At 70.9% G+C, this 25152-nt stretch carries 21 protein-coding genes; 9 read left to right on the forward strand and 12 right to left on the reverse strand.

Going from position 1 to position 25152, the window contains the following annotated elements; all coding sequences use genetic code 11:
* Positions 1 to 12 precede the first annotated feature (12 nt).
* A complete protein-coding gene (locus ACGFNP_RS02480) occupies positions 13 to 153 on the forward strand; it encodes a hypothetical protein (RefSeq protein ID WP_393313919.1) in 141 nt (46 codons plus the stop codon).
* Entirely contained in the window at positions 150 to 1031 is an 882-nt protein-coding gene (locus tag ACGFNP_RS02485; protein WP_393313922.1) for an RNA-guided endonuclease InsQ/TnpB family protein, read from the forward strand. The genes ACGFNP_RS02480 and ACGFNP_RS02485 overlap by 4 nt, the downstream gene beginning before the upstream one ends.
* Here the strand turns inward: ACGFNP_RS02485 and ACGFNP_RS02490 are convergent.
* From ACGFNP_RS02490 to ACGFNP_RS02500, 3 genes are all read right to left on the reverse strand, one after another.
* A complete protein-coding gene (locus ACGFNP_RS02490) occupies positions 1014 to 2906 on the reverse strand; it encodes a bifunctional sugar phosphate isomerase/epimerase/4-hydroxyphenylpyruvate dioxygenase family protein (protein WP_393313925.1) in 1893 nt (630 codons plus the stop codon). The genes ACGFNP_RS02485 and ACGFNP_RS02490 overlap by 18 nt on opposite strands.
* A 17-nt stretch (positions 2907 to 2923) precedes the next feature.
* Complete coding sequence (locus tag ACGFNP_RS02495; protein WP_393313928.1) at positions 2924 to 3778, reverse strand: shikimate dehydrogenase; 855 nt, start codon at positions 3776 to 3778, stop codon at positions 2924 to 2926.
* A 92-nt stretch (positions 3779 to 3870) separates the two neighbouring features.
* Positions 3871 to 4833: a GNAT family N-acetyltransferase gene (locus ACGFNP_RS02500; RefSeq protein WP_393313931.1), complete on the reverse strand. Its 963-nt coding sequence runs from the start codon at positions 4831 to 4833 to the stop codon at positions 3871 to 3873.
* A 68-nt stretch (positions 4834 to 4901) separates the two neighbouring features.
* Between ACGFNP_RS02500 and ACGFNP_RS02505 the strand changes: the two genes are divergently transcribed.
* A complete protein-coding gene (locus tag ACGFNP_RS02505) occupies positions 4902 to 5222 on the forward strand; it encodes an STAS domain-containing protein (RefSeq protein ID WP_358341899.1) in 321 nt (106 codons plus the stop codon).
* Here ACGFNP_RS02505 and ACGFNP_RS02510 read toward each other — a convergent pair.
* Positions 5203 to 5598 (reverse strand): hypothetical protein, encoded by a 396-nt coding sequence (locus tag ACGFNP_RS02510; RefSeq protein WP_358341902.1) that lies wholly within the window; start codon positions 5596 to 5598, stop codon positions 5203 to 5205. The two genes, ACGFNP_RS02505 and ACGFNP_RS02510, sit on opposite strands and share 20 nt — an antisense overlap.
* Before the next feature lie 238 nt (positions 5599 to 5836).
* Here ACGFNP_RS02510 and ACGFNP_RS02515 point away from each other — a divergent pair, with 238 nt between their 5' ends.
* The 3 genes from ACGFNP_RS02515 to ACGFNP_RS02525 all read left to right on the forward strand — a co-directional run bounded on the left by ACGFNP_RS02515 (position 5837) and on the right by ACGFNP_RS02525 (position 9120).
* Positions 5837 to 7849 (forward strand): zinc ribbon domain-containing protein, encoded by a 2013-nt coding sequence (locus ACGFNP_RS02515; protein WP_393313935.1) that lies wholly within the window; start codon positions 5837 to 5839, stop codon positions 7847 to 7849.
* Positions 7850 to 8074: 225 nt separating this feature from the next.
* Complete coding sequence (locus ACGFNP_RS02520) at positions 8075 to 8620, forward strand: helix-turn-helix domain-containing protein (protein WP_358341908.1); 546 nt, start codon at positions 8075 to 8077, stop codon at positions 8618 to 8620.
* A gap of 68 nt (positions 8621 to 8688) precedes the next feature.
* Positions 8689 to 9120 (forward strand): ATP-binding protein, encoded by a 432-nt coding sequence (locus ACGFNP_RS02525; protein ID WP_358341911.1) that lies wholly within the window; start codon positions 8689 to 8691, stop codon positions 9118 to 9120.
* A 273-nt stretch (positions 9121 to 9393) separates the two neighbouring features.
* Here ACGFNP_RS02525 and ACGFNP_RS02530 read toward each other — a convergent pair whose 3' ends face one another.
* Positions 9394 to 10344, reverse strand: coding sequence for a Ppx/GppA phosphatase family protein (locus tag ACGFNP_RS02530; RefSeq protein WP_358341913.1), 951 nt, complete (start codon positions 10342 to 10344; stop codon positions 9394 to 9396).
* 98 nt (positions 10345 to 10442) lie between these two features.
* On the opposite strand from ACGFNP_RS02530, the gene ACGFNP_RS02535 reads away from it, so the two are divergent.
* Positions 10443 to 11573, forward strand: coding sequence for a UDP-N-acetylglucosamine--N-acetylmuramyl-(pentapeptide) pyrophosphoryl-undecaprenol N-acetylglucosamine transferase (locus ACGFNP_RS02535; protein WP_358341916.1), 1131 nt, complete (start codon positions 10443 to 10445; stop codon positions 11571 to 11573).
* Positions 11574 to 11580: 7 nt separating this feature from the next.
* Here ACGFNP_RS02535 and ACGFNP_RS02540 read toward each other — a convergent pair whose 3' ends face one another.
* The 4 genes from ACGFNP_RS02540 to ACGFNP_RS02555 form a co-directional block, all read right to left on the reverse strand.
* Positions 11581 to 12468 carry a hypothetical protein gene (locus tag ACGFNP_RS02540; protein WP_358341919.1) on the reverse strand — a complete coding sequence of 296 codons (888 nt, stop codon included), beginning with the start codon at positions 12466 to 12468 and terminating at the stop codon, positions 11581 to 11583.
* A 21-nt stretch (positions 12469 to 12489) separates the two neighbouring features.
* The gene (locus tag ACGFNP_RS02545; RefSeq protein WP_393313940.1) at positions 12490 to 13395 is read right to left on the reverse strand and encodes a hypothetical protein; all 906 of its coding nucleotides are present in this window, start codon (positions 13393 to 13395) and stop codon (positions 12490 to 12492) included.
* A gap of 33 nt (positions 13396 to 13428) precedes the next feature.
* Positions 13429 to 14313, reverse strand: coding sequence for a hypothetical protein (locus ACGFNP_RS02550; protein WP_393313943.1), 885 nt, complete (start codon positions 14311 to 14313; stop codon positions 13429 to 13431).
* 273 nt (positions 14314 to 14586) lie between these two features.
* The gene (locus ACGFNP_RS02555; protein ID WP_393313946.1) at positions 14587 to 15960 is read right to left on the reverse strand and encodes a hypothetical protein; all 1374 of its coding nucleotides are present in this window, start codon (positions 15958 to 15960) and stop codon (positions 14587 to 14589) included.
* 171 nt (positions 15961 to 16131) lie between these two features.
* Between ACGFNP_RS02555 and ACGFNP_RS02560 the strand changes: the two genes are divergently transcribed.
* On the forward strand, positions 16132 to 16788 hold the full coding sequence (locus ACGFNP_RS02560; RefSeq protein ID WP_393313949.1) for a response regulator transcription factor: 657 nt from the start codon (positions 16132 to 16134) through the stop codon (positions 16786 to 16788).
* Complete coding sequence (locus ACGFNP_RS02565) at positions 16785 to 17942, forward strand: HAMP domain-containing sensor histidine kinase (protein ID WP_358341934.1); 1158 nt, start codon at positions 16785 to 16787, stop codon at positions 17940 to 17942. The genes ACGFNP_RS02560 and ACGFNP_RS02565 overlap by 4 nt, the downstream gene beginning before the upstream one ends.
* A 9-nt stretch (positions 17943 to 17951) precedes the next feature.
* Here ACGFNP_RS02565 and ACGFNP_RS02570 read toward each other — a convergent pair whose 3' ends face one another.
* The 3 genes from ACGFNP_RS02570 to ACGFNP_RS02580 form a co-directional block, all read right to left on the reverse strand.
* On the reverse strand, positions 17952 to 21023 hold the full coding sequence (locus ACGFNP_RS02570) for an NACHT domain-containing protein (RefSeq protein WP_393313953.1): 3072 nt from the start codon (positions 21021 to 21023) through the stop codon (positions 17952 to 17954).
* A gap of 77 nt (positions 21024 to 21100) precedes the next feature.
* A complete protein-coding gene (locus ACGFNP_RS02575) occupies positions 21101 to 22957 on the reverse strand; it encodes a propionyl-CoA synthetase (protein WP_393313956.1) in 1857 nt (618 codons plus the stop codon).
* 186 nt (positions 22958 to 23143) lie between these two features.
* Positions 23144 to 25018, reverse strand: a complete 1875-nt coding sequence (locus tag ACGFNP_RS02580; RefSeq protein WP_393316571.1) for an amino acid transporter — start codon at positions 25016 to 25018, stop codon at positions 23144 to 23146.
* Between the last annotated feature and the right edge of the window lie 134 nt (positions 25019 to 25152).

Genomic DNA, 25152 nt, shown 5'->3' on the forward strand with positions numbered 1-25152 from the left:
CTGCCCACCGTCGTGCAGCTCCGGCTCACGCCCGCCCCGGGCCAGGCCGAGGCGCTGGCGGCGGCGGTGTTGTTGTTGTGCAATGAGGCGGCCACCGTCGTGTCCCGCCTGGCGTGGCGGCATCGCGTCTTCGCTGTGGTGGAGTTGCAGTGAGCTGGAATCGCGACGCCCGCACGGTGTCGCTGTGGACTCCCACCGGCCGCGTCACCGTCCCCTACACCGGCCGACCAGAAGACCTCAAAACCATCGACACGCTGCCGCTCGGCGAGGCCGACCTGATCTGCCGACGCGGCGTGTGGCTGCTGCAAGTCACCCTCACCCTGCCCACACCGGCGGTACGCGAGCCGGTCGGCGGCTTCGTCGGCGTGGATCACGGAGTGGCCAACCTGGCGGTCACCTGCGACGGCGCGGTGCTGCCCGGCCCCGCCCTGGCCGGGCCGATCGCCGGCAACGGCCACGTCCGCACCCTGCGCGAGCGGCGCCACCGCCAGCGCCGACGGTTGCAGAGGAAGAGCACCTCTTCGGCGCGGCGGGTGCTGCGCCGTCTGTCGGGGCGTGAGCACCGGATGATGACCGACCTCAACCATCAGATCAGTACGTTTGTGGTGCGTGAAGCCGAACGCACCGGCTGTGGCGTCGCCCTGGAGGATCTGCAGGGTATCCGCGGGCGGGTCAGGGCTCACCGGCTCCAGCGACGCACCCTGCACACCTGGGCCTTCGCCCAGCAGACCGTGTTCACCCGCTACAAGGCCGACCGAGCCGGGATCGCCTTCGTGCTGGTCGGCCCCGCCTACACCTCGCAGACCTGCCCGGACTGCGGGAACGTGGCCAGGGCGAACCGGCCGGCACGGGGCCGGTTCATCTGCACCCGGTGCGGCCTCGCTGGGCACGCCGACCACATCGCAGCCCGCAACATCGCCACACGCGGCGCAGCGGGCTGGGCCGCCATCAACCAGCCACACGCTACCGGCCTCCCCTCACCCAGACGGGACCGCGAGAGCAAACCACCAGCCTCAACCGGCGGTAGTTGATCGTAGATGACCGTTGACTCCCAAGGCGTGCTGTGCGGCCAGGCGGACGGGTGCGTTGGCGGCGCCGTAGCCCTGGTAGCCGCCTACGCGCTGGACGATCTCGAAGAACACCCGCCCGGCCGTGATCGTGTACAGGTGGAGGAACTCGCCGTGCTCGTCCCTGTCGTACAGCAGGCCGAGCTCGCGCAGCTCGGGTGGCACGTCGTACCGGGCGGCCAGATCGTCGTAGTAGTTGGCGGGGACGGGCAGCAGCAGCCCGGGGTGGGCGGCGCGCAGCCGGCGGGCGACGGCCACGATGTCGTCGCAGGCCAGGGCGATGTGCTGCCAGGGGATGTGCTGGGCGCCGACCTGGTTGATGTTGAGCACCATCCGCAGGGCGCCGTCCCCGCTGGACATCGCCTTGCTGCGCAGCAGGCCGTAGGGGTCGGGGACCTCCAGGCTCTCCTGGGGGCGCAGGCCGAGGACGCCGCGGTAGAACAGCGCTGCCTCGTCGAAGTGGTGCCTCGGCTGGGTGAGGGCCACGTGGTCGATGTGCGTGATGCCCCCGGCGACCGGTCCAGGCGCGGCGCCTTCGGTCCTGAAGTCGTCGGTCCAGCTCGAATGGTCGGGATGACCGGTGCGGCAGAAGAAGAGCTCGGTCCCGTCCGGTGCGGCGATCGCGTCCAGCCTGGCCTCGCGCGGGGCCCGGTGGCGGGGCAGCACCGGTGACAGCAGCGACTCGGCGCGCTTCACGGAACCGGCCGGGTCGGGGCTCTCCAGCCCGAGCGCGGCGAGCGCGGGTTCGTCGCCGGTGGCGTTGAGCAGGATCCGGGCCTCTCTCTGCTCCCACAGTTCGACCGGCTTGCCGGTATGCGTGCCGGTGCGTACGAACCCGAGCGCGGCCAGCAGCGTGCTCAGCTCGGGGGCATGCGCGGCCGGCTCGGGCGGTCCTGGCGGGTTGCCGGCCGGGACGGACGGCTCGCCGGACTCTACGGCGGACCCTTCGGCGGCCGGGACGGACAGCTCGGCGAAGGCGAAGCCGGACGGGATGACCGGGGGCGGGATCGGCGGGGTCACGCCGCGCCGCCGGGCGGCGGCCTCCTCCAGCGCGATGAGCGACCGCATGGCGTCCAGCGACGTACGGCCGGCGTCGGCCTGCCGGAAGCCGTCGTTGAACACCTCCAGCGACAGCGGCCCGGCGTACCCGGTCTCCAGCACGTGCGTCACCAGCCCGGCCAGGTCGAAGGTCCCCTGGCCGGGGAAGCAGCGGTAGTGCCTGCTCCACTGCAGCACGTCCATCGCCAGCAGCGGCGCGTCGGCCAGTTGGAGGAAGAACACCTTGTCACCCGGGATCGCCTCGATGCCGATCGGGTCGGAGCCGCGCGACAGGATGTGGAAGCTGTCGAGGCAGGTGCCGAGGTTCGGGTGGTCGGCCATGCGCACGATCCGCCAGGCGTGCAGGTACTCGTTGACGTGCCTGCCCCAGGCCAGCGCCTCGTAGGCGATGCTGATGCCGTGCCCGGCCGCCCGTTCGGCGAGCAGGCGCAGCTGCTCGGCGGCCAGCTCGTCGTCGTCGATCGCGTCGGGCGACACGCTGGAGCAGACCAGCAGCAGGGTGGCGCCGAGGCGTTCCATCACCTCAAACTTGCGCTCTGCCCGGCGCAGGTTGCGGGCCAGCACGTCGCCCGGCACCGCCTCGAAGTCGCGGAAGGGCTGGTAGAGGTCGATGCCGAGGCCGAGGTCCCGGGCCCGGGCGCGTACCTCCTCCGGGCTCAGCGGGGAGACGAGGAGATCGTTCTCGAAGATCTCCACGCCGTCGAAGCCCGCGGCGGAGATGGCGGTCAGCTTCTCCGCCAGCGTCCCGCTGACCGAGACGGTGGCGATGGACTTACGCATGGTGCGATACCTCCCGGTCAGGCGTCGATCAGGTCGGTGAGGTGGGTGAGCATCCGTTCGGGGTCGGGCTCGCGGCCCGTGAACAGGCGGAAGGCATGCGCGGCCTGGAAGACCACCATGCCGCCGCCGTGCATGGTGCGGCAGCCGAGCGCCCCGGCCCGGCGCAGCAGTTCGGTCTCCAGTGGTCGGTAGACGATGTCGGCCACCCACAGCTCAGGGCGCAGCAGCTCCGCGGGGAGCGGCAGCCCGGGGTGCTGTGCCATGCCGGTGGGGGTCGCGTGCACCAGCCCGTCCGCCGTGGCGAGCAGCCCGCCCAGCTCACCCTGGGTCGCGGCGCGGATCCGGTCCGGCCCGAACCGGCCGGCCAGGTCGGCGGCGAGCGAGGCCGCCCGGTCCTCGGCGGCGTCGACCAGCACGACCTGGTCGGCGCCGAGGGTCAGCAGGGCGTGCGCCACCGCGGCCCCCGCTCCGCCCGCGCCCAGCTGCACCACCTGCCGGGTGGGCGCGTCGGGCAGTCCCCTGGCGAACGACTCCGCGAACCCGGTCCAGTCGGTGTTGTGCCCCACGGCCCGCCGCCCCTCGAACACGACGGTGTTGACCGCGCCGAGCATCGCCGCGTCCGCGGACAGCTCGTCCAGGAAGGGGATCACGGTCTGCTTGCACGGGTGGGTGATGTTGAGGCCGTCGAACCCGAGCCGCCGCGCCGTACGGACCAGTTCCCCCGCGGCTTCGGCGCCCAGCCCCAGCTCGCCGATGTCGAGCAGCCGGTAGACGTAGCGCACGCCGTGCGCGTCCGCCTCGCGCTCGTGCAGCGCGGGGCTGAACGACGGGCCGATCCCGGCGCCGATCAGGCCGATCAGATAGGAGCTCATCCGCTCTCACTCTCCTCCGGTGTTCCTCAAATGTACGAACTAGTACGTTCGTACGCTAGACCGGAAGGGATACCACCCGTGAGAGCGGGCCTTCAGGAAGCCCGGACGGGCCGGATCAGGCGGCGCCAGACGTCGATCACCAGGACCGGCCGCATGCCCGCCGACAGGTAGAGGTCGAGCGCGGGCGTGGTGTTGTTGGAGTCGACGTGCAGCAGGGTCGCCCGCCGACCACGCGCCGCGTCGGCGGCGAAGGCGTGCCGGAGCAGGAAGCGCCCCAGCCCCTTCCCCCGATGCTCGGGCAGGACGGCCAGCGTGGCGACATAGCCGCAGTCCTCGTCCGGCACGAACTGGTTGTTGCCGACCACCAGCGCCGCCGGCCGCCCGTCGATCCTGGCGACCGTGAGCTGGCTCCAGTCGGTGACGCTCTGCGCCTGCCGGCGCTCGAGCCAGTGCTCGTAGTCGACCTTGACGAAGCCGAAGTGGTCGGCGAACGCCTCCTGCTGGACCTCGTACGCCTGCCTGCGGACGGCGTCCGTCTCCCCGCTGTGGAGGGTGAGCCCCGGAATCGGGGCGGGCGGCTCGACCGGGCCTTCGTGGTCGATGCGCATGCGGTGGAAGCTGGTGCCGGGCGCGAAGCCGTATCCCTTGGCGAGCGCCTGCTTGCCAGTGTCGGCCCGGTAGATGCCGATGTCGACCGTGGCGGCGTCGTGGCCCCGGGCCAGCGCCAGCTCCCCGGCGCGGTCGAGCACGAGGCGCCACAGCTCGTCCTCGAGCCCCTCGACGCCCGGACGCACCAGGACCTCTATGTCGATCATGTCGCTGTCGCCCTTGGCGCAGGCCCAGGCCCAGCCGACGAGCGCGCCGCCGGCGTCGTGGACGAGCCAGCCGTCCGCGTCGAGGTCGAAGCCCGGCTCCGCCAGCTCGTCGGCGATGTCGTCGACCGTCGCGTCGGGAACGCCGATGACGGCGAGGTCACAGGCCGCGACGAGCTCATGGATGGCGGTGGCGTCTTCGGCCCGTGGACGGCTGAATCTGTGGGCAGCGGACGGCTTCATGGCAGCGATTTTCCCGAATCCGGACGCCCCGCGCCTCCTATTTTCGGCGCGGTGGATAAGCTGAGGCGGTGCTCGACAAGACGCCGTTGCGCATCGACGTCGCCACACCGGACGCCACGACGATCCGGCTGGCGCTCAGCGGCGACCTCGATTTCGACACCGCCGCCGATCTGACGGGGCTGACGTTGGATGCCGGCTACCACCGGCTCGACGTGGATCTGTCGGGGCTGGCCTTCATCGACTCCTCCGGCCTGGCCGCTCTCGTACGACTCCAGCGGCAGGTCGAGGGCGCCGACGCCGTGCTGCGCGTGGTGGCGTTGACGCCCTATCTGCACAACCTGATGCGGATGACCGGGCTCGACAAGCTGTTCAGCCTGCCGCCGGGCTGACCACCTCCTCCTGCGTGGCGGCCCCGGCCGACGGGCCACCGCGCAGGGAGATCATCTTGACGAAGACCGCCAGCCAGCAGGCCACGGCCATGCCGACGCCGCCGAGCATCGGGTAGATCTTGTACTTGCCCGTGGCGTCGAGGGCCCGGCCAACGAACAGCGAGACCACCATGGCCGACGCGCCCTGGACAGTCCGCTGGAACAGCGGCAGGAAGTTGACGCCCGAGATCAGGGCGAAGTTGCGGTTGCGGAACAGCTCGAGCGGCATGGCCGGCTCGACCACCCGTCCTTCGAGGAAGATGGACAGCGCCAGCGAGAGCACGTCGGTCGCGGCCAGGGCGAGGACCTGCCAGGAAGCCCAATCCGCGTTGCCCATAGGTGGCCCTTTGGCGTGCGGCCTGAGCACGTGTGCCGGCATTCGCACGGTGAGGTGGCGCGGGGAGGCGAGGGGTGAGGGTGTCGATATCCAACGGATCGCTCACATGTTCTATCCAAAGAAATCAACCCTTGGTAGCGTTAAGGTCACGCATCGTGGAGGCTGGGGGCGGGGTGCAGGTCGAGCTGCGGGTCGCGCGGTACACGCGTCAATGCCGCCTCCAAGCCGGGGGCGGTGCATGAATAAGCTCACCGCGACCGCCCCCTGCACCGCCCACGCCGCCACCGTGGAGAAGACCGGCGAGGTCGTTTCCGCTGCGCTCCTGACGCAGCGGGTGGCATGGCTGACCGGCTTGGCGCAGGACCTGATCGCCTGCGTCGTCACCGCCCATTGGAATGCGGCTGATCTGGACGCTTTGGCGTCCGGAGTGGGGCTGGACGGGCGGGTGTTGCCGACAAAGGGCTGGATGGCTGTCCGGCGGCTGGGCTGGGGCACGACCCCGGCCGCCGGCATGTACGTCTGCGATCGGGTGCTGCGGTGCGCGCAGGAGCAGGCCGCTCGCTTGTTGCGGCTGGCGTTGCACCGGCGCCGCCTGGTGGCGGCGATCGTGGCGACCTGGCCGCACAACCCGCAGGCACGCACCCGCGCCGAATGGGACGCGCTGCGCGTGCTGCTGCCGGACGGCGTGACCCTAGCGGAAATTCGTAACCGGACCCGGCAGATCCGCGCCTATCGCGACGAGCATGAGGTGTTCCCGGCCGATCTGACCGAACTGGAGGAGCCACCGAACGTTGCGGCGCAGATCGTGCTGGCGGCGGCCGACCGACAACTGGTCACCCTGGAGCGCACCGGCAATCGCAGCGCCCGCCTGCGGGTGCGGCTTCCGCTGGTCGAATCGCCCGCCTCCGGTAAGGACTGGACCTGGCACGTGCTGCCGGTCGCGTTGCCGCCGACCGTGCCGCCGCAGGCCACTCTGTGTGCCCCCACTGTGCGGGTGGCAAGGGGGCGGGTGCGTGTCGATCTGCCGTTCCAGACACTGCTCGGCTTCGCGCCCGCTACTGGTCATGTGATCGGGTGCGGCTTCGACTGGGGCCTCAACGGACTGCTGGTCGGCGTGGCAGGGGAGCTGGCCGATGGCCGGGTGATCAGTGATGGGCGGCCTCTCGCCTACGACGCGAGCGGTGTCTCGGCCAAGCTGCACCGGCTGCGGGCCGAGCGTGAGCACCTGGCCGCCAAGCACCGGCACCTGGAAAAGCTGCTGGCGAGGATCACGCCTGCTGATCCCCGCTACGTCGCATTGAGTACGGCCCGGCAGGTGCTCGGGGTCGAACATGAGCGGCTGTGCGCGCGCATCCGCAACCTGAACAAGGCGCTGGCCTGGTCGGCCGCACGCTGGGCAGTCGACCAGGCCAGCGCCGCCGGGGCGACGGTCATCTACCTGGAAGACCTGACCACCCTGGAAGCGCGCGGACGCCGAGGGAGCGTGAACGCACGCCTTTCGGGGCAGGTACGCGGGCAGATCATCGAGGCGATCCGGCACCTGGCGGCCAAGCACGCCATCGCGGTGGTCACCGTCCCAGCGCGCGGCACCTCCCGATATTGCCCCCGGTGCGGGGACGGCACGTCAGTGCTCAAGCATTGCCCGGCCCCCGATCGGCTCACCGAGCGGGGCTGGAGATGGGCCTACTGCCCGGCCTGCGGCCTGTCGTGTGACCGGGATTGGGCAGCAGCCGAGCGGATCGTCTCACGCGGCCTGCTCGGCCAGCACGCCACCCGCACCCACCGAACCACCGGCACCCGCACCATCCACACCATCGTGGAGGGCAACGTCGCCCGCGCCCGCCGCACCCGCAAACCCACCCGCGCGGCCCGCCGCGCCCGCCGCACCCGAACCGACCTACACCCCCGACCGGCGGCACGCGACAGATCCAAGAACCGCCCCACCCCGAAACGGCCAACCCGCACCGCCAACAACACTATGATCAATTCGGCCGATGACTTGGCCGAGCACGCGATGACCTCCAGCCGTGTGCCCGACCGGCGCACGGTGCCCGCCCCACCGCCCACCGGCGGTGGACAGCGTCCGGCGGGCCATGCACCCAAGCCGGGACGGCACCAGCCGCACCGGACAGGGCATGTCAGGAACTCCCACCATCGGACCGGCCTCCACCACGCCAAAGCCACCCCCGTACTCACCTTCACCGAGCACCGGGGCAGCCCAAAGCAGGCCACGCCCGTCCGAGTTACCTGATTCCTTCAGGGAACTACAGAGAATTCAAGACGCTGTGACGACCCATGACAGACGTGTCAGGCCCCGAGCCTCAGCCCGGGCAGGACGACCATCACCTCGCGTCGTCGTCCGACTGCCTCCGCCACCGCACACCCCCCAGATGAGAGCTTGCTTACTTGCCGACCGGCAAGCATAGAATAAGCTAGATACCCTACTTGCCGGCCGTCAAGTCGAAATAGGTGCACATTGCGGGAAGACACCCGGAGCAGGATCCAGGAGATCGCGCTCAAGCTCTTCACCGAGCAGGGTTACGAGGCGACTTCGCTGCGAGAGATCGCGGAGGAGCTCGGCGTGACGAAGGCCGCGCTCTACTACCACTTCAAGACCAAGGAAGACATCGTCGCCAGTCTGGCCGACATGCGCGTGGCGGACGTCGAGGAGCTTCTGACCTGGTTCAGGAGCCAGCCGAAGACGCCGGAGACGCGCAAGGAGCTCGTCCTGCGCTACGCCGCCAAGCTGACGAACCCCCGCTATCTGGAGGTCGCCCGCTTCATGGAGCGCAACCAGACGGCCATGCGCGACCATCCGAAGATTCTTCGGATGCGCGAGGTGATGCTGGAGCTGACCGACGAGCTCAACGACCCCGGCGATCCGCTGGCCGTGCGCATCAGCCGCTCGATGGCGCTGTTCACGCTGCATGCCGGCAAGTGGATGTCGCAGGACAAGAAGCTGACCGACGAGGAGATCAACGAGGCCGCGGTCGAGGTCGCGCTCCGCCTGATGGAACCCTAGAGACGATTGGGGCGGGCCGGATTGGGCAGAAGGCACTGACGCGTCCGGATGGAGACGGAGGAGGTGCGGTGGAGGCCACGATAGCGCTCCGGCTGCCAAGAGATGCGGCGAGTGTCCCGCTGATCAGGCAGATGTTCGACGGCACACTCAGGTCACTGGGAGTGGAGCCGCAGATCCGCGACGACATCGAGCTCATGCTCACCGAGGCGTGCTCCAACGTCGTCAGGCACGCCGGCCCCAGTGACGAGTACATGGTGAGCGCGGGGGTCTACGACAAGCTCTGCGTCATCCGGGTGATCGACATGGGTGGCGGATTCGACCCGCCCAAGGTCAGCGAGGCGGCCCCCGGCGCCGAGTCCGGCCGGGGGATCCAGATCATGCGCGCGCTGGCCGACGACATCCGCTTCACCAACCGGCACGAGGACGGGTCGGTGGTGTGCCTGGAGAAGCGCCTGCGCTTCGCCCCGGGCGCGGCCGGCCCGCACTTCATGGCGAACTGAACTCCCTCGACCTCCCCGACGGGCGTAGGTGCTCATGCTTCCCCGGAGACCGCGCCCCGAGCCCTCCCAGAACCGGCCCTGCCTCGGACTGCCGGGCGGTCGATCTCGCCAACAGTCCGAGCGTGATCAGGACGACCACGGAGATGAGGAAAACCGCCACGAACGCCAGAATGAGGACGATCACCAGCGAGGCGATCGTGCTGAGTACAGCCAACATCCGCCGGAAATGCCCCGTGAACCGGATCTTATGCGCGAGATTCGGGTAGATCGCGGTTACCGCGGCGTCACATCCAGCCGCCCCGGCAGCATGTCGAGGCGGCGCAGGATGACGCCCTCGCGCAGCGCCCACGGGCAGACCTCCAGCCGATCGACCTCGAACAGGTCCATGGTCGCGTGGGCCACGATGGCCCCCGCGGCCAGCTGGAGGGCCCGCCCGTCGGACACGCCGGACAGCCCGGCCCGCTCGGCCGAGCTCATGGTGGTCAGCTTGACGGCCCAGTCGGCCATGTCCTGGCGCGACAGCGATCGGGAGACGTAGAGGCCGTCGTTGGTGGGCGCGGCCCCGGCGATCCTGGCCAGTTGCTTGAAGGTCTTGGACGTGGCCACGGCCCGATTGGGCTCGCCGTATCTGACGATGCCGCCGACCGTGCGGGCGATCTCGGCGCGTACGTGCCGGCGCAGCTTGCGGACCTCGTCGGCGGTCGGCGGGTCGGCGCCGAACCAGTCGCGGGTGAGCCGGCCCGCGCCGAGCGGCAGCGAGACGGCGACGTCGGGCTCCTCGTCGACCCCGGCGGCGATCTCCAGCGAGCCGCCCCCGATGTCGAAGGCGAGCAGCCGGCCCGAGGACCAGCCGAACCAGCGCCGCACGGCCAGGAACGTCAGCCTGGCCTCGTCGCTGCCGGACAGGACCTCGATGTGCACGCCGCAGCGGTCGTTGATCTGGTCGAGCACGTGCTCGCCGTTGGCGGCCTCGCGCACGGCCGAGGTGGCGAAGGCCAGGAAGTTCTCGACGCCTTTGTCCTCGGCGATGCGCAGCGCCTCCTCCACGAACTCACCGAGCCGCTCGATGCCGTCCGCGGACAGCTCGTTGCTCTCGTCGAGGTGCTCGGTCAGCCGCAGCTCCTCTTTGTGCGAGTAGGCGGGGAGGGGCCGCGCGCCGCGGTGGGCATCGACGACGAGTAGATGGACGGTGTTCGAGCCGATGTCCAGCACGCCGAGTCGCATGGGGAAACGCTACCGGTCAACGGTCTGTACGGCGAAGCCGAGTCCGAAGTGGCCGAGCGGCGCGACTGGTCCACCCGCCGGGGCCATAGTCTGATCGCATGTCACGAACCCTGCGACTGTTGATCACCGGCGGCGGCACCGGTGGTCACACCTATCCGGCCCTGACGACCCTGTCGGCCGTCCAGCGACGTCAGGTGCCGCACGACGTGCTCTGGGTAGGCACCGCGAACGGCCTGGAGGCCAGGATCACCGCCGAGCACGGCATCCCGTTCAAGGCCATCACCACCGGCAAGCTGCGCCGCCGGCCCAATATCCGCGAGCTCGGCACCAACATCGCCGACGTGTTCCGCATCCCGGTGGGCGTGGTCCAGGCGATCGGGCACGCCGCCCGCTACCTGCCCGACGTGGTGCTGTCGACCGGGGGTTACGTGGCGGTGCCGATCGGGGTGGCGGCCAAACTGATCCGCCGGCCGCTGGTCATGCACGAGCAGACCACGGTGGTGGGGCTGGCCAACCGGATCCTGGCCCGGCTGGCGACGCGGATCGCGCTCTCGCACGAGTCGTCCCTGGAATACCTGCCGCCGCCGGCGCGCGCGAAGGCCGTGGTGACCGGCAACCCGATCAGGCCTGAGCTGCTGCAGGGCAACCGGGCCGCGGCCTACGACCTGTTCGGGCTGACGTTCGAGGTGCCGCTGATCTACGTGACGGGCGGCGCGACGGGCAGCAAGCAGATCAACACGCTGATCGCGGAGATCCTGCCGCGGCTGCTGCCGCACGCCCAGATCGTGCACCAGTGCGGGCCCGCGTGGATCGACCAGATGCGCGCCATCGAGCTGCCGCCGGACCTGGCCGAGCGCTACCACCCGGTGCCGTACGTGGGCTCGGAGCTGCCCGACCTGTTCGCCGCGGCCGACGTGGTGATCTCGCGTAGCGGCGCGGGCACGGTGTCGGAGCTGACCGCGATCGGCAAGCCCTCGGTGCTCATCCCGCTGATCCCGACCGGCGGCGACGAGCAACGCAAGAACGCGGGCTACCTGGCCTCCGCGGGCGGGGCCCGCGCGCTGCTGGAGCCGCACCCGACGGGCGAGCAGTTGCTGGCCGAGCTGATGCCGCTGCTGGCCGACCCGGGTCTGCGCGCGACGATGGCCGAGGCGGCCCGCAAACTGGGCCGGGTCGACGCGGCCGACGCCCTGTGCGACGTGCTCCTGGAGGCCGCGCACCTCGGATAGCTCGGGCTCAGGGCTCCAGGTAGCGGAACGCCTCGTGGGCGGAGCTCACGCTCCGCCGCAGCGCCCGCTCCAGCTGGTCGGCGTCCTCCGCGAGCCGGGCGATCTCCGGTACGGCGAAGCCGTCGGCGCCGGCCTCGGAGACCAGCTCCTCATACTGGTGGAGCCGGCCCCGCAGCTCCTCGATCTGGTGGTGGGCCCGGTAGGCGAGCTCGGCTTCGGCCACGTTGGCGGCGTACCGTTCCAGCGCCTCCACCCGGGCCACCACGGCGTCCTCGCTGCTGTCGAGCGCCCGCGCGAGCGGCTCGGCCACGGCGGCGACCTCCGGCGTGATCCCCTCGGACATGGTCTGGCGGTGCTTGGTGCGCAGCGCCGACAGCTTGGCCAGCAGCCGGGCGATCTCCCACTCCTGCGCGGGCAGCATCACGGCGTTGCGCACGTCGTCCAGCAGCCCTTCGACGTTGACCGCCGAGTGCGTCACCGTGGCGACGGCCCGCCTGGCCCGGGCGAGCAGCCTGCGAGAGGACTCGTCGAGGTCGGCGGCGAGCACGTACCGGCCCTCGTACCAGCGCAGTTGCTCGTAGACCTCACGGTCGACGGCCACCCCTTCGTCCTCGTCGAGGTCCTTGCGCAGGAAGACCACGAGCAGGATGGGGACGGCGATGAGGCCGACCAGCACCACGCCGCCTGACATGAGGCCGCCCGCCTTGATCAGCAGGAGGGTCAGCGCGACCAGGGTGATCACCGCGATGACCGCGCGCCCGGACTTGCCGGAGACCCTGGAAGGCCGGGGATCGGGCACCCAGCCGCGGCGCATCCTGATCAGGAGGTGCTCGCTCTCCTTGATCAGCTGGGCGTCATCCTCCGGGACACCTGGATCGACTACCACATCCGCCACAAAAACGGATTTTATGGGATGTCATCCATTCAAGTGGCGGAATGCCTCGTGTGCCGAGGTCACGCTGTCGCGCAGCGTCTCCTCCAGCCGGTCGGCGTCCTCGGTCAGCCGGCCCAGCTCGGGCACCGCCGAGCTGTCGGCACCCGACTCGGCCAGCAGCTCCTCGTAACGCGGCAGTTTGGCGCCGAACCGCTCGATCTGGCGCCGGGCACGGAAGGCGCGCTCGGCCTCGGCCACGTGCCCGGCGTAACGTTCCAGCGCCTCGACGCGGGCGAGCACCGCCTGCTCGCTGCTCGCCAGTGCCTCCCCCAGCGGCTCGGCGACGGCGGCCACCTCGGGCGTGAGCCCTTCGGCGACGACCTCCTCGTGCTCACGCCGCAGCGCCGACAGCTTGGCCAGCAGCCGGGCGATCTCCCACTCCTGCTCCGGCAGCATCACCGCGTTGCGCACGCCGTCCAGCAGGCCCTCGGCGTTGACGCGCGACTCCATGACCGCCTCGACGGCGGCGCGGGCGCGGGCCAGCAGCGCGCGGGAGCCTTCGTCGAGATCCTCGGCGAGCACGAACCGTCCCTCGTACAGGAGGGCGTTCTCGTAGACGTCCAGCTCCTGCGCGCGCCGCCGCGCGACCTCCGCGTCGGTGCGCGGCCTGAGCAGCACGCCGACCACGAGCAGCGCGGCCACGGTCATGACGACCACGAAGGAGGTGTACCGCTCCTCCAGGAAGAAGCCGAACCCGGCGGCGACCGCCAGCAGCGCGGCCACCCCGGCCGCCGCGCTCGCCACGATGCCGAGCGTCGGGTCATACCGCCTTTTGCGGACGGGTGCCCACCCCGTCCGCATGCCCAGCAGCAGCTCGCGGTGGCCGCGCAGCAGCTCCGCGATCTCGTCTGGCACCGCCGGATCCACCATGACCTTCGGACAGGGCACGTAAGGGATCCTATGTGGCGGTCTGTCAGAGTGTCAGCCTTCCAGGTAGCGGAACGCCTCGTGCGCCGAGCTCACGCTCTTGCGCAGCAGCCGCTCCAGGGCGTCGGCGTCCTGGGCGAGCTTCTCGATCTCCGGTACGGCCAGCGCGTCGGCCCCCGACTCGGCCAGGAGCTCCTCGTAGCGCGGCAGCCGGGCCCGCAGCTCCTCGATCTGGCTGCGGGCGTGGTAGGCGCGCTCGGCCTCGGCGACATGCCCGGCGTAACGTTCCAGCGCCTCGACGCGCGCGACGACCGCGGCCTCGCTGTTGGCCAGGGCGCGGTCCAGCGGCTCGACCACGGCCGCCACCTCCGGCGCGATGCCACGGGACAGCAGCACCTTGTGCTCACCGCGCAGGGCCGCGAGTTTGGCCAGCAGCCTGGCGATCTCCCACTCCTGCTCCGGCAGCATCACGGCGTTGCGCGCGTCGTCCAGCAGCCCCTCGGCGTTGACGTGGGAACGCAGCACGCTGCCGATCGCCCGCTGCGCCCTGGCCAGCACCAGTCTGGCCTCCGCGTCGAAGTCGTCGGCCAGCAGGTAGCGCCCGTCGTACCAGCGGGCCTGCTCGTAGACGCCGCGCTCGCGCGGCCGGTCGTGCTGCGGCACCTCGTTGATGGAGGCGATCTTGACCAGCACGATGAAGACGAAGGAACCCAGCAGCACGAACCCGACCGGCGCCGCGTGCGAGGCCAGCAGCACGGACATCAGCGCCACGACCACGGGCGTGGCGGCCAGCAGCATCAGGCTCGACGGGCGCCGCCGGTCGGGCGGTGGTGCGGCGGGGGGCACCCATCCTGCTCTGATCCTGGACAGCAGCGGGGCGTTGGCACGCAACATTCCGGCGACCTCCGGGGGTACTCCCGGATCGACGACCACACCCACGCTCTGTCCTGGCACCCTGGCGCCCCCAACGCTCGTGATGTCCGGATACTACGGAACATTTCCCTTGAGCGGCAGCCTCGTCGAGGACAGTCGGGGGAACCACCAGGCGCGCCCACCGGGCACTTCCATGATCGAAGGCACCAGGACGAGGCGCACAATTGTGGCGTCTACCAGCACCGCAGCGGATAATCGGCGGCCCGTGATCCGCGGCGCGCGATCATGGAACGTGCCGAGGACGCAGAACATGATCGTAGCCGTAGCGGTAAGAGCCTCCTACGGCTCCGTGCGGCGTGCGGCCAGCGCGGCGGCGACGCAGGCGACCGGGATGGCGGGCAGCACGTAGCGGTGGTCGAAGTCGAGTGCCGCCACCGGCGCGACGAGCAGGAACATGGAGAACGCCCACGGCAGCAGGGCCGCGCGGCGGCGGCCGATGGCCCCGGCCGTGCCCGCCAGGAGGATCACGCCGAACAGTGTGCCGTGCAGGAACCACGGATACGGGTAGGCGGCGAGGATCGACCCGAACGGCTCGACCGAGCTCATGCCGCGGATGGCCGGGTCGTACTCCTTGCGCACCTGGCCGATGAGGCTGTGCTCCTCCGGCAGTCGCCACGAGCCGTGCGGGAAGGTCGACATCGCGGTCACCCGCTTGGGGTGCTGCACCGGTTCCCAGGTGAAGGCCAGGGAGGTGTCCTTGACGATCTCGCGCAGGTAGCCGAGCGGCTGCGCGGCGATGGCCTTGACGGCGAACGAGCGGGCCAGGTCGTTGTAGGCGAACCGGTCGCCGGGCAGCCGGTTGAGCGAGGCGCCGGGCGCCCAGACGTACTCGGAGGCGGCGTCGACGACGCTGCCGTTCGGGCAGAGCCTGGCCTCCGCCGCCGGCGGTTTGATGATCGAGCAGTCGGCGAACGTCATCGTGCGGGCCCAGAGGGCGACGCCGTCGCCGCCGCTCAGGGCGAACCTGCCGTGATGCTGGGCGTACCAGCCCGCGTAGGCGAGCAGCGGCAACGCCCCGGCGAGCACCAGGGCGGCGACGCGGCGCCACGGGGTGCGGCGCAGCAGCAGGTAGAGCGCGGCCAGGCCGAGCAGCGGCACCGCGGCCGTGCGGGTCAGCCCGGCCAGCGCGAGCAGCGCCCCGGCGAACGCGGCAGCCCGGGGCGAGACCTCCTGGCGCCACATCAGCACCGTGAGCGCGGCCATGACGAGGAAGATCACCTGCAGGTCCGAGAGCACGGCGTGCTCCAGCCGCAGGAACGCCGGGTCGAACAGCATCGGCACCGCGGCCAGCGCGGCCCCCCAGCCGGGTAATGACCAGCGGCGCAGCAACACGTAGATCAGCACGCCGACGCCCAGGCCCATCGCGTGCTGCACGCCGACGACCAGCTCCACGCTGTGGAAGGGGCGCAGCAGCCACAGGAACCACGAGTAGCCCGCAGGGTGGAAGGCCCCCTGTGGCCGCATGTGCACGGCCGTGTTCAGGTAGGTGAACGAGTCGTACCAGTAGACCTGCGCGGTGTCGTACCCGAGCATGACCAGCACGCGCAGCGCCGCGGCCAGCGCCAGGACGATCCCGAACAGGCGGTGACTCGTCCTCCCCAGGACGGGATCGGCCAGACGGGGCCTCGCGGGCGCCACAAGAGCGGCAACCATGGCATCTCTCCCCCGTGAGAGGCCGGGCGATTCCCGGCCGTAGGGAGGGCAGTCCACCGAGTCGGCGCTAACCTGAGCGTCACCAAAAGTGGTTATGTCCGCGTTATGCCGGCTGGAGCAGACTGTCGGAACTTTCGATCTTCACAGGGGATCTTCACAGGAGGGACGACATTGCGAGTGCTGGTCGCGGAGGACGAGCGCATGCTGGCCGACTCGATCGCCGAGGGGCTGCGGGGCGAGGCGCTGGCCGTCGATGTGGCCTACGACGGCGACGGGGCGCTGGAGCGGCTCGGCGTGCACGACTACGACGTGCTGATCCTGGACCGGGACCTGCCGCTGGTGCACGGCGACGAGGTGTGCCGGGTGGTGGTCGAGCGGGGGTGGCCGGTCAGGGTCCTGATGCTGACCGCCGCCGGGGACGTGCGGTCGAGGGTGGCGGGGCTGTCGCTGGGGGCCGACGACTACCTGCCCAAGCCGTTCGCGTTCGAGGAGTTGGTGGCGCGGGTGCACGCGCTCGGCCGCCGGGCCAGGCGGGCCGACCCGCCGATGCTGGAACGCGCCGGGGTACGGCTGGACTGGGCGCACCGGCAGGTGTTCCGCGAGGGCCGGTACGTGCCGCTGGCCCGCAAGGAGTTCGGCGTGCTGGCCGAGCTGCTGCGGGCGCAGGGCGCGGTGGTGTCGGCCGAGGAGCTGCTGGAGAAGGTGTGGGACGAGCACATCGACCCGTTCACGAACACGGTGCGGACCACGATGATGAAGCTGCGCAGGAAGCTCGGCGACCCACAGGTCATCGAGACCGTGCCGGGATCGGGGTATCGCATCTCATGACGGTCCGTCTCCGCTTCGCCCTGGCCTGTGCCGGGGTGTTCTTCGTTCTCGGCGGCCTGCTGCTGACGGGCATCTACTTCATCGTGCGGCAGAACCTCGAGTACCGTGCCGACCTCCTCACCCCGGCGTCCATCACCGTGCGTAACGGCTGGACCTTGGGCAGGAACGACGACTATTACGAGGTCGCGCGGGATCGGGCGCTCCAGGTCCGCACCGTCTACCAGCGCGAGACCCTGTCCAGCGTGCGCACCATCGGCGCACTCGCCGTGCTGGGGGCCACCGCCGCCGCGTTCGCCCTGGGCTGGCGCGGAGCCGGGTGGGTGCTGAAACCGGTCAAGTCGGTCACCGAGACCGCGCGCCGGGTCGCCCAGAGCCACGACCTGACCGACCGGATCGACTACGAGGGGCCGAGCGACGAGCTCAAGGAGCTGACCGGCATCTTCGACACCATGCTCGGCCGGCTCGCCCGCTCCTTCGACAGCCAGCGGCGCTTCGTCGCCAACGCCTCCCACGAGCTGCGCACCCCGCTGACCATCAACAGGACGCTGGTCGACGTGGCGGTGCGGCGGCCCGACGCGACCGACGACGTCAAGCGGCTCGGCGAGTCGCTGCTGCTGGTCAACGCCCGCAACGAGCGGCTCATCGACGGCCTGCTGGCGCTGGCCGAGGGCGAGCAGGCCGTGCTGGACCGGCGCCCGTTCGACCTGACGGACGTGGCCGAGCACGTGCTGGACCAGGCGGCGGAGGAGGCGGCCGAGCGGGACGTGACGATCCACCGGCTGCTGGACTCCGCGCCGACGACCGGCGAGGCGGTGCTGGTGGAGCGGCTCGTCCAGAACCTGGTGGAGAACGCGATCAGGCACAACCAGCCCAAGGGCGAGGTGTGGGTGACCACCCGGCGGCGCGCCGAGCGGGTGGAGCTGGTCGTGGCCAACACCGGCCTGCACGTGCCGCCGTACGAGATCGAGACGATCTTCGAGCCGTTCCGGCGGCTGCACGGCGACCGGCTGCGCTCCGACCGGGGCAGCGGCCTCGGCCTGTCGATCGTGCGCGTCATCACCGAGGCCCACCGCGGCACGGTCGTCGCCCGGCCGCGCGACGAGGGCGGCCTGACGATCACGATCGAGCTGCCGGTGGACCGGTCGGCCGCCTGAGAGCTGTCTCTAGGGCGTGCGTACCTCGCGCATGACCGCTTCCGGGACGCCCGCCCGCAGGAGGATCTCCCAGCTGTCGGACCGCTCGAAGAACATCGACTCCAGCAGCGGCCGCCACAGTGCCGGATCGACGCCGTCCTTGGCCAGCCCGCCGAGTATCCCGGCCCGGTCCTGGAAGGGCATGGCCGGGCCCTCCAGGGTGAGGGCCCGCAGCACCAGGTCGAGCAGCCGCCGGCTCCTGAGCGTCTGGAAGGCGCTGACCGCGGCGATCGCGTCGGCGTAGAGCGCGACGCGCGCCTCGGCGCTCGACGGGCGGTTCATCAGCACCTCCTCGACCAGGCGGGTGCAGCTCACCACCTGCCCGGACGTCCGCTGCACGACGATCAGGCTCGGGTGCGCCTCGTCGTCGCCGTGCAGCGAGTCGGTCAGCAGGTCGGCGTCGACGTTGAGCAGGTAGGGCCGCTCCTCCAGGGCGTAGGACTTGTAGCGGCCCAGCGTCCTGGTGCGCGCCACGGGCTTCGCCCGGCCGAACCACCAGCCGGCGCCCTCGAACGCCCACGACTCGGCGCTCCCGCCGAGCCGGATGTCCCGCTTGCCACCGTCCACCACCCTGCGCGCGGGCAGGGCGCCGATGAGGCCGGTCCAGCCCTCCCCGCCGAGCTGGCTCTTCCACAGATGCGCGTACGAGCTCCACCGGGCGAAGTCCCCCGAGTCGTGGAGCAGCTCCGAGACGCTGACCGGTTTGTCCGACGCGGCCACCACCAGGAGGGTGAGGTTGGCCGCGTAGGCGGCCAGGCGGCGCGGCACGGGATGCCGCACCGGGCGGAAGGCGAGGAAGGAGCGGCGCGGGCGCTCGTGGAGCGACTCGCGCAGCAGCGCGCCGAGCAGCGTCACACTTCTGGCCCGGACCTCGGCCGGCAGCGCCCCCAGCAGCTCCATGGCGAAGCCGACCGTCGGCCCCCGCTCGGCCAGGCAGGAGAACGACGTGACGGCGTAGAGCAGGTCGTCGTCGACCAGCTGGCCCGCCAGATCGTCGTCGCGGCCGTGCCTCCTGACCAGGTCACGCAGCGCGTACACGGCCAGCCAGGCCACCAGGAACTCACCGAACGTGGCGTGCAGGAACTCGTAGTCCCGCGTGTCGCCCGTGTCGTCGGCGTGCACGAAGAAGAACCGCTCGGTCGCCCGCCGCGCCCAGCCGCCCTCGTCCCGCTGCTCGTCGCCCGGCGCCCCGCACAGGGCGGGCAGGTCCCGGTCGAGGGCGGCCTCCGAGACGACCGCCCGGCCGCGGACGAACATCGACAGCGCCACGGCCCCGAGCCGCACCAGCTCCCGGTCCACCAGCCCGCGCCGGCGGTCGGCCGGCAGCGCCCGCGCCTCGGGGTTCTTGACGATCTCGCGGTCCGCGACGCCCCTGATCAGCGACTCGTAGAGCCGGCCACGGCCGAGAACCGCCTCGTCACGCTGCAGCGCGTTGTCGGCGGCGTCGTGGATGGCCAGCAACAGCAGGAGCAGCGGCTGCCTGGCCAGCTCACCCTGGGCCAGCGCGACGTCGGCGGGCAGCGGGGTCCTGCCGCGCCTGGACAGGACGGGGCGGTTGGTCTCCGCCCAGATCTCCAGCCACTGGCGGACCTGCTCCTTCTCGAACGGCTGGAGCTCGATCGTGAGCACGCCCTGGGGGAACCTGACCCGGTCGGCCACGACGGTCCGGCTGGTCACGATCACCGCGACGGGCCGGCCGAGCCTGGACTGCTCGTCCTGGAACTCCTGGACCTGTTCCAGGTAGTCGTAGCGGTTGGTGTCGGCGGCCTGGAGCAGCTCGTCGAACCCGTCGAGCATGACGACGGGCAGCATCCCCTCCGCCGCCTCCACCAAGTCCTGATATTTCACCTTTTCGGGGAGTACGGGGGAAATGCCCTGCTCGATCTGCGAGATCAGGGACGACTCGGCGGCGACGTCGCGCAGCTCCACCTTGATCGGCAGGAACTCCGAGGCGGCCAGCCGGGCCGCGAGCACCTCGGTCAGCTTGGTCTTCCCCGAGCCCGGCTCGCCCAGCACGACCAGGGGCGCCTGGGTGGCGTGCGGCGAGGTGAGGTGCCCCACCAGGAACGCCTCCGCGTCGGCCAGCTCCAGCCGGCTCTTCCACCAGCTCTTCACGGCCGGCGCGGACTCGCCCGTCATCTCCGCGACCTTGCACCGGGGGCTGATGTACCCCTCGCCGAGCAGCGGCAGCGTGACGTCGTCCGGCGCCTTGCCGACGGCCATGAGCGACTGGTCGAGCGCGGCGGCGGCCAGCCGGACCAGGTGGATCATCGGCCGGTCGCCCACGCGGGGCGGCGCCAGCTCCGCCAGCAGCCGTGCCACGCGCGACAGTCCCGGGGCGAACGTCTGCGTCTCGGTGACCAGGCTCCACATCCGGAACTCGGGGCTGTCCAGGGTGAGCGAGCGGTAGTCCTCGTCGTAGATCCGCAGGGCGTGCGCCGACGGCCCCTCCACGAGCAGCGCGGGGACGCGGACGCGGTCGTCGGCCGAGAGCTCGTCCCACACCGCCACCTCCCGCACGTACACCGCCACGGCCTCCGACATCCGCCGGTAACGGTGTTCGACCGCCTCGCGGGTCTCGGCGTAGGGGCGATGCGGCTCCGGCCTGGGCAGCGGCTCGGTGAGTAACTTCTCCACCAGTTCGGCGAACGCCGCCGCGCGGGTGCCGCCGCCAGTGCCGCCGCCAGTGCCACCGCCGGGGCGGTCCCGGTCGAGCCGGTCCAGCCCGAACGGCAGGCTCGCCTGACCGAGCGCCTCGAAGTAGGCCGAGACGATCACCACGGCGTGGACGGCGGCCAGCCGCTGGGTGCGCGCGAACCGGCCGGCGCCGCTGCGCCATTCGGGCACGCGCCGCACCACGTCGTTGCCGTAGCGGACGGCGTCTTCCTGCAGGTCGCGCAGGCCCAGCGCCAGTTCGGCGCCTCCGGCGAGCGCCCATCCGGTCAGGGCGGCCGTCGCGGCGAAGTCGACCACCTTGACGAGCCTGCTGTCCTTGCAGCCGAGGATCTTCAGAGCCTCGGCGTAGCTCAGGGTCTCCGTCATCACGGTCTCCGAAGAGCGTGGGAATTCCCATCATGTCGCGTTCCATCGCCCTCAGGGAGGGTTTAACCGGATCGTGCTCAGAGAGCGTCGGCGATCTCCGTCAGGGCCGCCGGATCCTCGATCGTGGAAGGGGCGCGGTAGTCGCGTCCGGCCGCGATGTCCCGCATGGTGGCGCGCAGGATCTTGCCGGACCGAGTCTTGGGCAGGCGGGCCACGACCACGGCGCGGCGGAAGGCGGCGACCGGGCCGATGCGATCGCGGACCATGGCGGAAAGCTCGCGCTCGACGTCGGCGGGCTCACGGTCGGCGCCTGCCTTGAGCACCACGAAGCCGAGGGGGAGCTGGCCCTTCAGCTCGTCGTCGACGCCGATCACCGCGCACTCGGCCACGTCCGGGTGGGCCGCGATGACCTCCTCCATCGCGCCCGTGGACAGCCGGTGGCCCGCGACGTTGATGACGTCGTCGATGCGCCCCATGACGAACAGGTAGCCGTCATCGTCGAGGAAGCCGCCGTCGCCGGTCAGGTAGTGGCCGGGATAGCGGGACAGGTACGACTCGATGAAGCGGGCGTCGTCGCGGTAGAGCGTCGGCAGCGCGCCGGGCGGCAGGGGCAGCCTGATCGCCACCGCGCCCTCCGCACCGGGCGGGCACTCCTCCCCCGCCGGGTCCAGCACGCGCACGTCCCAGCCGGGTACGGGCTTGGTCGGCGAGCCCGGCTTGATCGGCAGCGGCTCGATGCCGACGCAGTTGGCCGCGATCGGCCAGCCGGTCTCGGTCTGCCACCAGTGGTCGATGACCGGGATCCCGAGCAGCTCGGACGCCCACTGGTAGGTGTCGGGGTCGAGCCGCTCCCCGGCCATGAACAGGTACCGCAGTCCCGACAAATCCCACTTTTGCGCGAAATTTCCGGATGGGTCGTCTTTCTTGATGGCTCGGAGCGCGGTCGGCGCGGTGAACAGCGTCCGTACGCCGTGCGTGGCCACCACCCGCCAGAACGCCCCCGGGTCGGGCGTCCCGACCGGTTTCCCCTCGTACAGCACGGTCGTGCACCCGGCCAGCAGCGGCGCGTAGACGATGTAGGAGTGGCCGACCACCCACCCCACGTCGGAGGCCGCCCAGTAGACCTCGCCCGGGGCCGCGCCATAGACGTGGGACATGCTCCAGTGCAGCGCGACGGCATGCCCGCCGTTGTCCCGCACGACCCCCTTGGGCACGCCGGTGGTGCCGGAGGTGTAGAGGATGTAGAGCGGATCGGTGGCGGCCACGCTGACGCATCCGGCCGGCGCCGCGTCGCGCACGGCCTCGGCCCAGTCCAGATCCCGCCCCTCGACGAGGTCGGCGGGCGCCTCGGGCCGCTGGAGGATCACGCAGCGCGCCGGCCGGTGCTCGGCCTGCTCAAGGGCGGCGTCGAGCAACGGCTTGTACGGCACGATCCGGGTCGGCTCGATCCCGCAGGAGGCGGAGAGCACCACCTTGGGCTTGGCGTGATCGATGCGTACGGCCAGCTCGTTGGCGGCGAACCCGCCGAACACCACGGAGTGCACGGCGCCGAGCCGGGCGCAGGCCAGCATCCCGATCACCGCCTCGGGCACCATCGGCAGGTAGATCACCACGGTGTCCCCGGCGACCACGCCGAGATCGCGCAGCATCCCGGCCGTCCGCGCCACGGAGTCGAGCAGCTCGGCGTAGCTGTAGCGCCGCACGACCCCGGTCACCGGGCTGTCGTAGATCAACGCGGCCTGCTCACCCCGCCCGCCGGCCACATGCCGATCGACGGCGTTGTGACAGGTGTTCAGCCACCCGTCGACGAACCACCGCCCGTTGTCGAACACGGTCGTGGGGGCCACATCCCACTCGATGCCCTGGGCGGCCTCCCCCCAGAACGCCTCGGGCTCCACGATGCTCCGCTGGTAGACCGCATCATAAGCACTCATAATCCGATCAGATCAGCGCCTCACCCCCGATGGCAAGCACAAACGGAAGCCATGGCCAAGAAGACGCGCGTATCGGCGCCCGGCCCCGTGTGGGTTCAGCGGGCGTGTTCCTGGAGGCCGCCCGCCCCGTGCGGCGGGTGGCGGTGAGTGTGGCCGTGCCGTAACAGATCAGATGGTGGTAAGAGATCAGCCGACGTGGACCTGAGGGCGGCGGCCGGGCTCCGGCTCGGCCAGGCGCAAGACCTCACGCGTGAGCGGCGGCACGTCGCCCCCGCCGAACAGCAGGTATCTCAGCAGCGCCCAGACCGGGTTGCCCTCCGCCCAGTGGAAGTACACATGGGGACGGCGGCCGGTCGTGTCGCGCAGATGCAGCAGGATCGCGGCGATCGTGTTGGCCACCGCCGCGCTCCGCACCGTCAGCACCCCGTAGCCGTGACGCTCCTCGCCCCGCACGACCACCTCGGACTCGAACTCCGAGGTGTCGCCGAGCGTGACCTCCAGGAAGAGCATCGGCTCGTCGTCGGGCAGGTGGTGGTACTGGCGCGTCTCGCGGTCCTTCTCGGCGTACTCGGCCTCGTCGCGCGCGTCGGGCTCGTTGGCGATGATGCGCAGGTCGCCCGGCGGCAGCCCGTCGATCAGCCGCTTGGCCTCCTTGTCGAGCGTCAGCCCCGTCACCCGCAGCTCGGTGGAGCGCGTGGCGCGGGAGATGATCGAGGTCACGATGATCGCGACGACGAAGAACACCGCGATCGACAGGCCGTCGGGGCGTTCGATCACGTTGGCGGCGAAGGTGTAGGCGAGGATGACCGAGATGAGGCCGAACGCCGCCGCCGCGCCCCGCCGCCCGGCGCGCGCGACCGAGATGGTGACGGCGACCGCGGCCGACAGGATCAGCGCGAGCACGCCGGTGGCGTAGGCGCCGCCCTGCGACTCGACGTTCGCGCCGAACAGGATGGTGATGACGAACGAGATCGCGGTGAACACCAGCACCAGCGGTCGTACGGCCCGCGCCCAGTCGGGTGCCATGCCGTAGCGGGGCAGGTAGCGCGGCACGATATTGAGCAGACCCGTCAGCGCCGACGCGCCGGCGAACCAGAGGATGGCGATGGTGCTGATGTCGTAGAGGGTGCCGAACCAGTCGCCCAGGTAGTGATGCGCCAGGTACGCCAGGGCCCGCCCGGCCGCCTGCCCGCCCTCCTCGAACTCCTTGTGCGGGATCAGCACGGCCGTCGCGAACCCGCTGAAGATCAGGAACACGCTCATGATCAACGCGGCCGTGGTGAGCAGCCGCTTGGCGCCCTTGACGCGCTGTTCGAGGTCGCCCTCGATCTGCGGCATGACGGCGACGCCCGTCTCGAACCCGGACAGGCCGAGCGCCAGCTTGGGCAGCGCGACGGCGGACAGCGCGATCATCGCCAGGGGGCTGGAGTGCCCGGCGGTGAGGGCGTCCTGCCAGTCGCCCACCAGCTCCGGGTGGGACATCACCTGGGCTATGGCGGTGCCGACGACGACCACGTTCAGTGCCAGATAGACGGCCACCAGCGCGATGGCCAGGCCGATGGCCTCGCTGAACCCGCGCAGGAAGATCGCGCCGAGCGCGGCGATGAGCAGCAGCGTGATGGGCACCTGCTGACCGGCGAGCGCGTCCGGGAAGAACGGGTTCTGCAGGATGTGGGCGGTCGCGTCGGAGGCCGACAGCGTGATCGTGAAGATGAACGCCGTCGCCACGAACCCGAGCAGCACGAGCACCAGCAGCTTGCCCCACCAGCTCGGCAGCAGCCGTTCGAGCATGGCGATGGAGCCCATGCCGTTGGGGCTCTCGGCCGCCACCACGCGATAGGTGGGCAGCGCGCCGAACAGCGTCAGCGCCACCAGCATGAGCGTGGCGATCGGCGACAGCGCGCCCGCCGCCAGCGCGGCGATGCCCGGCTGGTAGCCGAGGGTGGAGAAGTAGTCGACACCTGTGAGGCACATGACCTGCCACCAGGAGTGACGTTTGCCGGGATGTTCGTCGTGCATCCCGGACGTCGGCTGCAGCCCGTGTAGCAGCCAGCTCCGCATGGTCACCGGTCGGCCCTTTCTCTCCTGGTCAGATCCGGAGACCCTATCCATCGGAGCGGCTCTCGCGCATGCCGGGCCCTACTGGACCGGAAAATCGGCGGACATTTCTTGATTGATCCCGGTACGGTGATTCA

It is taken from the genome of Nonomuraea sp. NPDC049269 (assembly GCF_043197155.1).
Taxonomy (GTDB): Bacteria; Actinomycetota; Actinomycetes; order Streptosporangiales; family Streptosporangiaceae; genus Nonomuraea.

Coding starts and splice junctions, on each gene's coding strand:
- ACGFNP_RS02490 (WP_393313925.1), bottom strand. CDS start 2,906: ATGCGTAAGTCCATCGCCACCGTCTCGGTCAGCGGGACGCTGGCGGAG.
- ACGFNP_RS02495 (WP_393313928.1), bottom strand. CDS start 3,778: ATGAGCTCCTATCTGATCGGCCTGATCGGCGCCGGGATCGGCCCGTCG.
- ACGFNP_RS02500 (WP_393313931.1), bottom strand. CDS start 4,833: ATGAAGCCGTCCGCTGCCCACAGATTCAGCCGTCCACGGGCCGAAGAC.
- ACGFNP_RS02510 (WP_358341902.1), bottom strand. CDS start 5,598: ATGGGCAACGCGGATTGGGCTTCCTGGCAGGTCCTCGCCCTGGCCGCG.
- ACGFNP_RS02515 (WP_393313935.1), top strand. CDS start 5,837: ATGAATAAGCTCACCGCGACCGCCCCCTGCACCGCCCACGCCGCCACC.
- ACGFNP_RS02530 (WP_358341913.1), bottom strand. CDS start 10,344: ATGCGACTCGGCGTGCTGGACATCGGCTCGAACACCGTCCATCTACTC.
- ACGFNP_RS02535 (WP_358341916.1), top strand. CDS start 10,443: ATGTCACGAACCCTGCGACTGTTGATCACCGGCGGCGGCACCGGTGGT.
- ACGFNP_RS02555 (WP_393313946.1), bottom strand. CDS start 15,960: ATGGTTGCCGCTCTTGTGGCGCCCGCGAGGCCCCGTCTGGCCGATCCC.
- ACGFNP_RS02565 (WP_358341934.1), top strand. CDS start 16,785: ATGACGGTCCGTCTCCGCTTCGCCCTGGCCTGTGCCGGGGTGTTCTTC.
- ACGFNP_RS02570 (WP_393313953.1), bottom strand. CDS start 21,023: ATGACGGAGACCCTGAGCTACGCCGAGGCTCTGAAGATCCTCGGCTGC.
- ACGFNP_RS02575 (WP_393313956.1), bottom strand. CDS start 22,957: ATGAGTGCTTATGATGCGGTCTACCAGCGGAGCATCGTGGAGCCCGAG.
- ACGFNP_RS02580 (WP_393316571.1), bottom strand. CDS start 25,018: ATGCGGAGCTGGCTGCTACACGGGCTGCAGCCGACGTCCGGGATGCAC.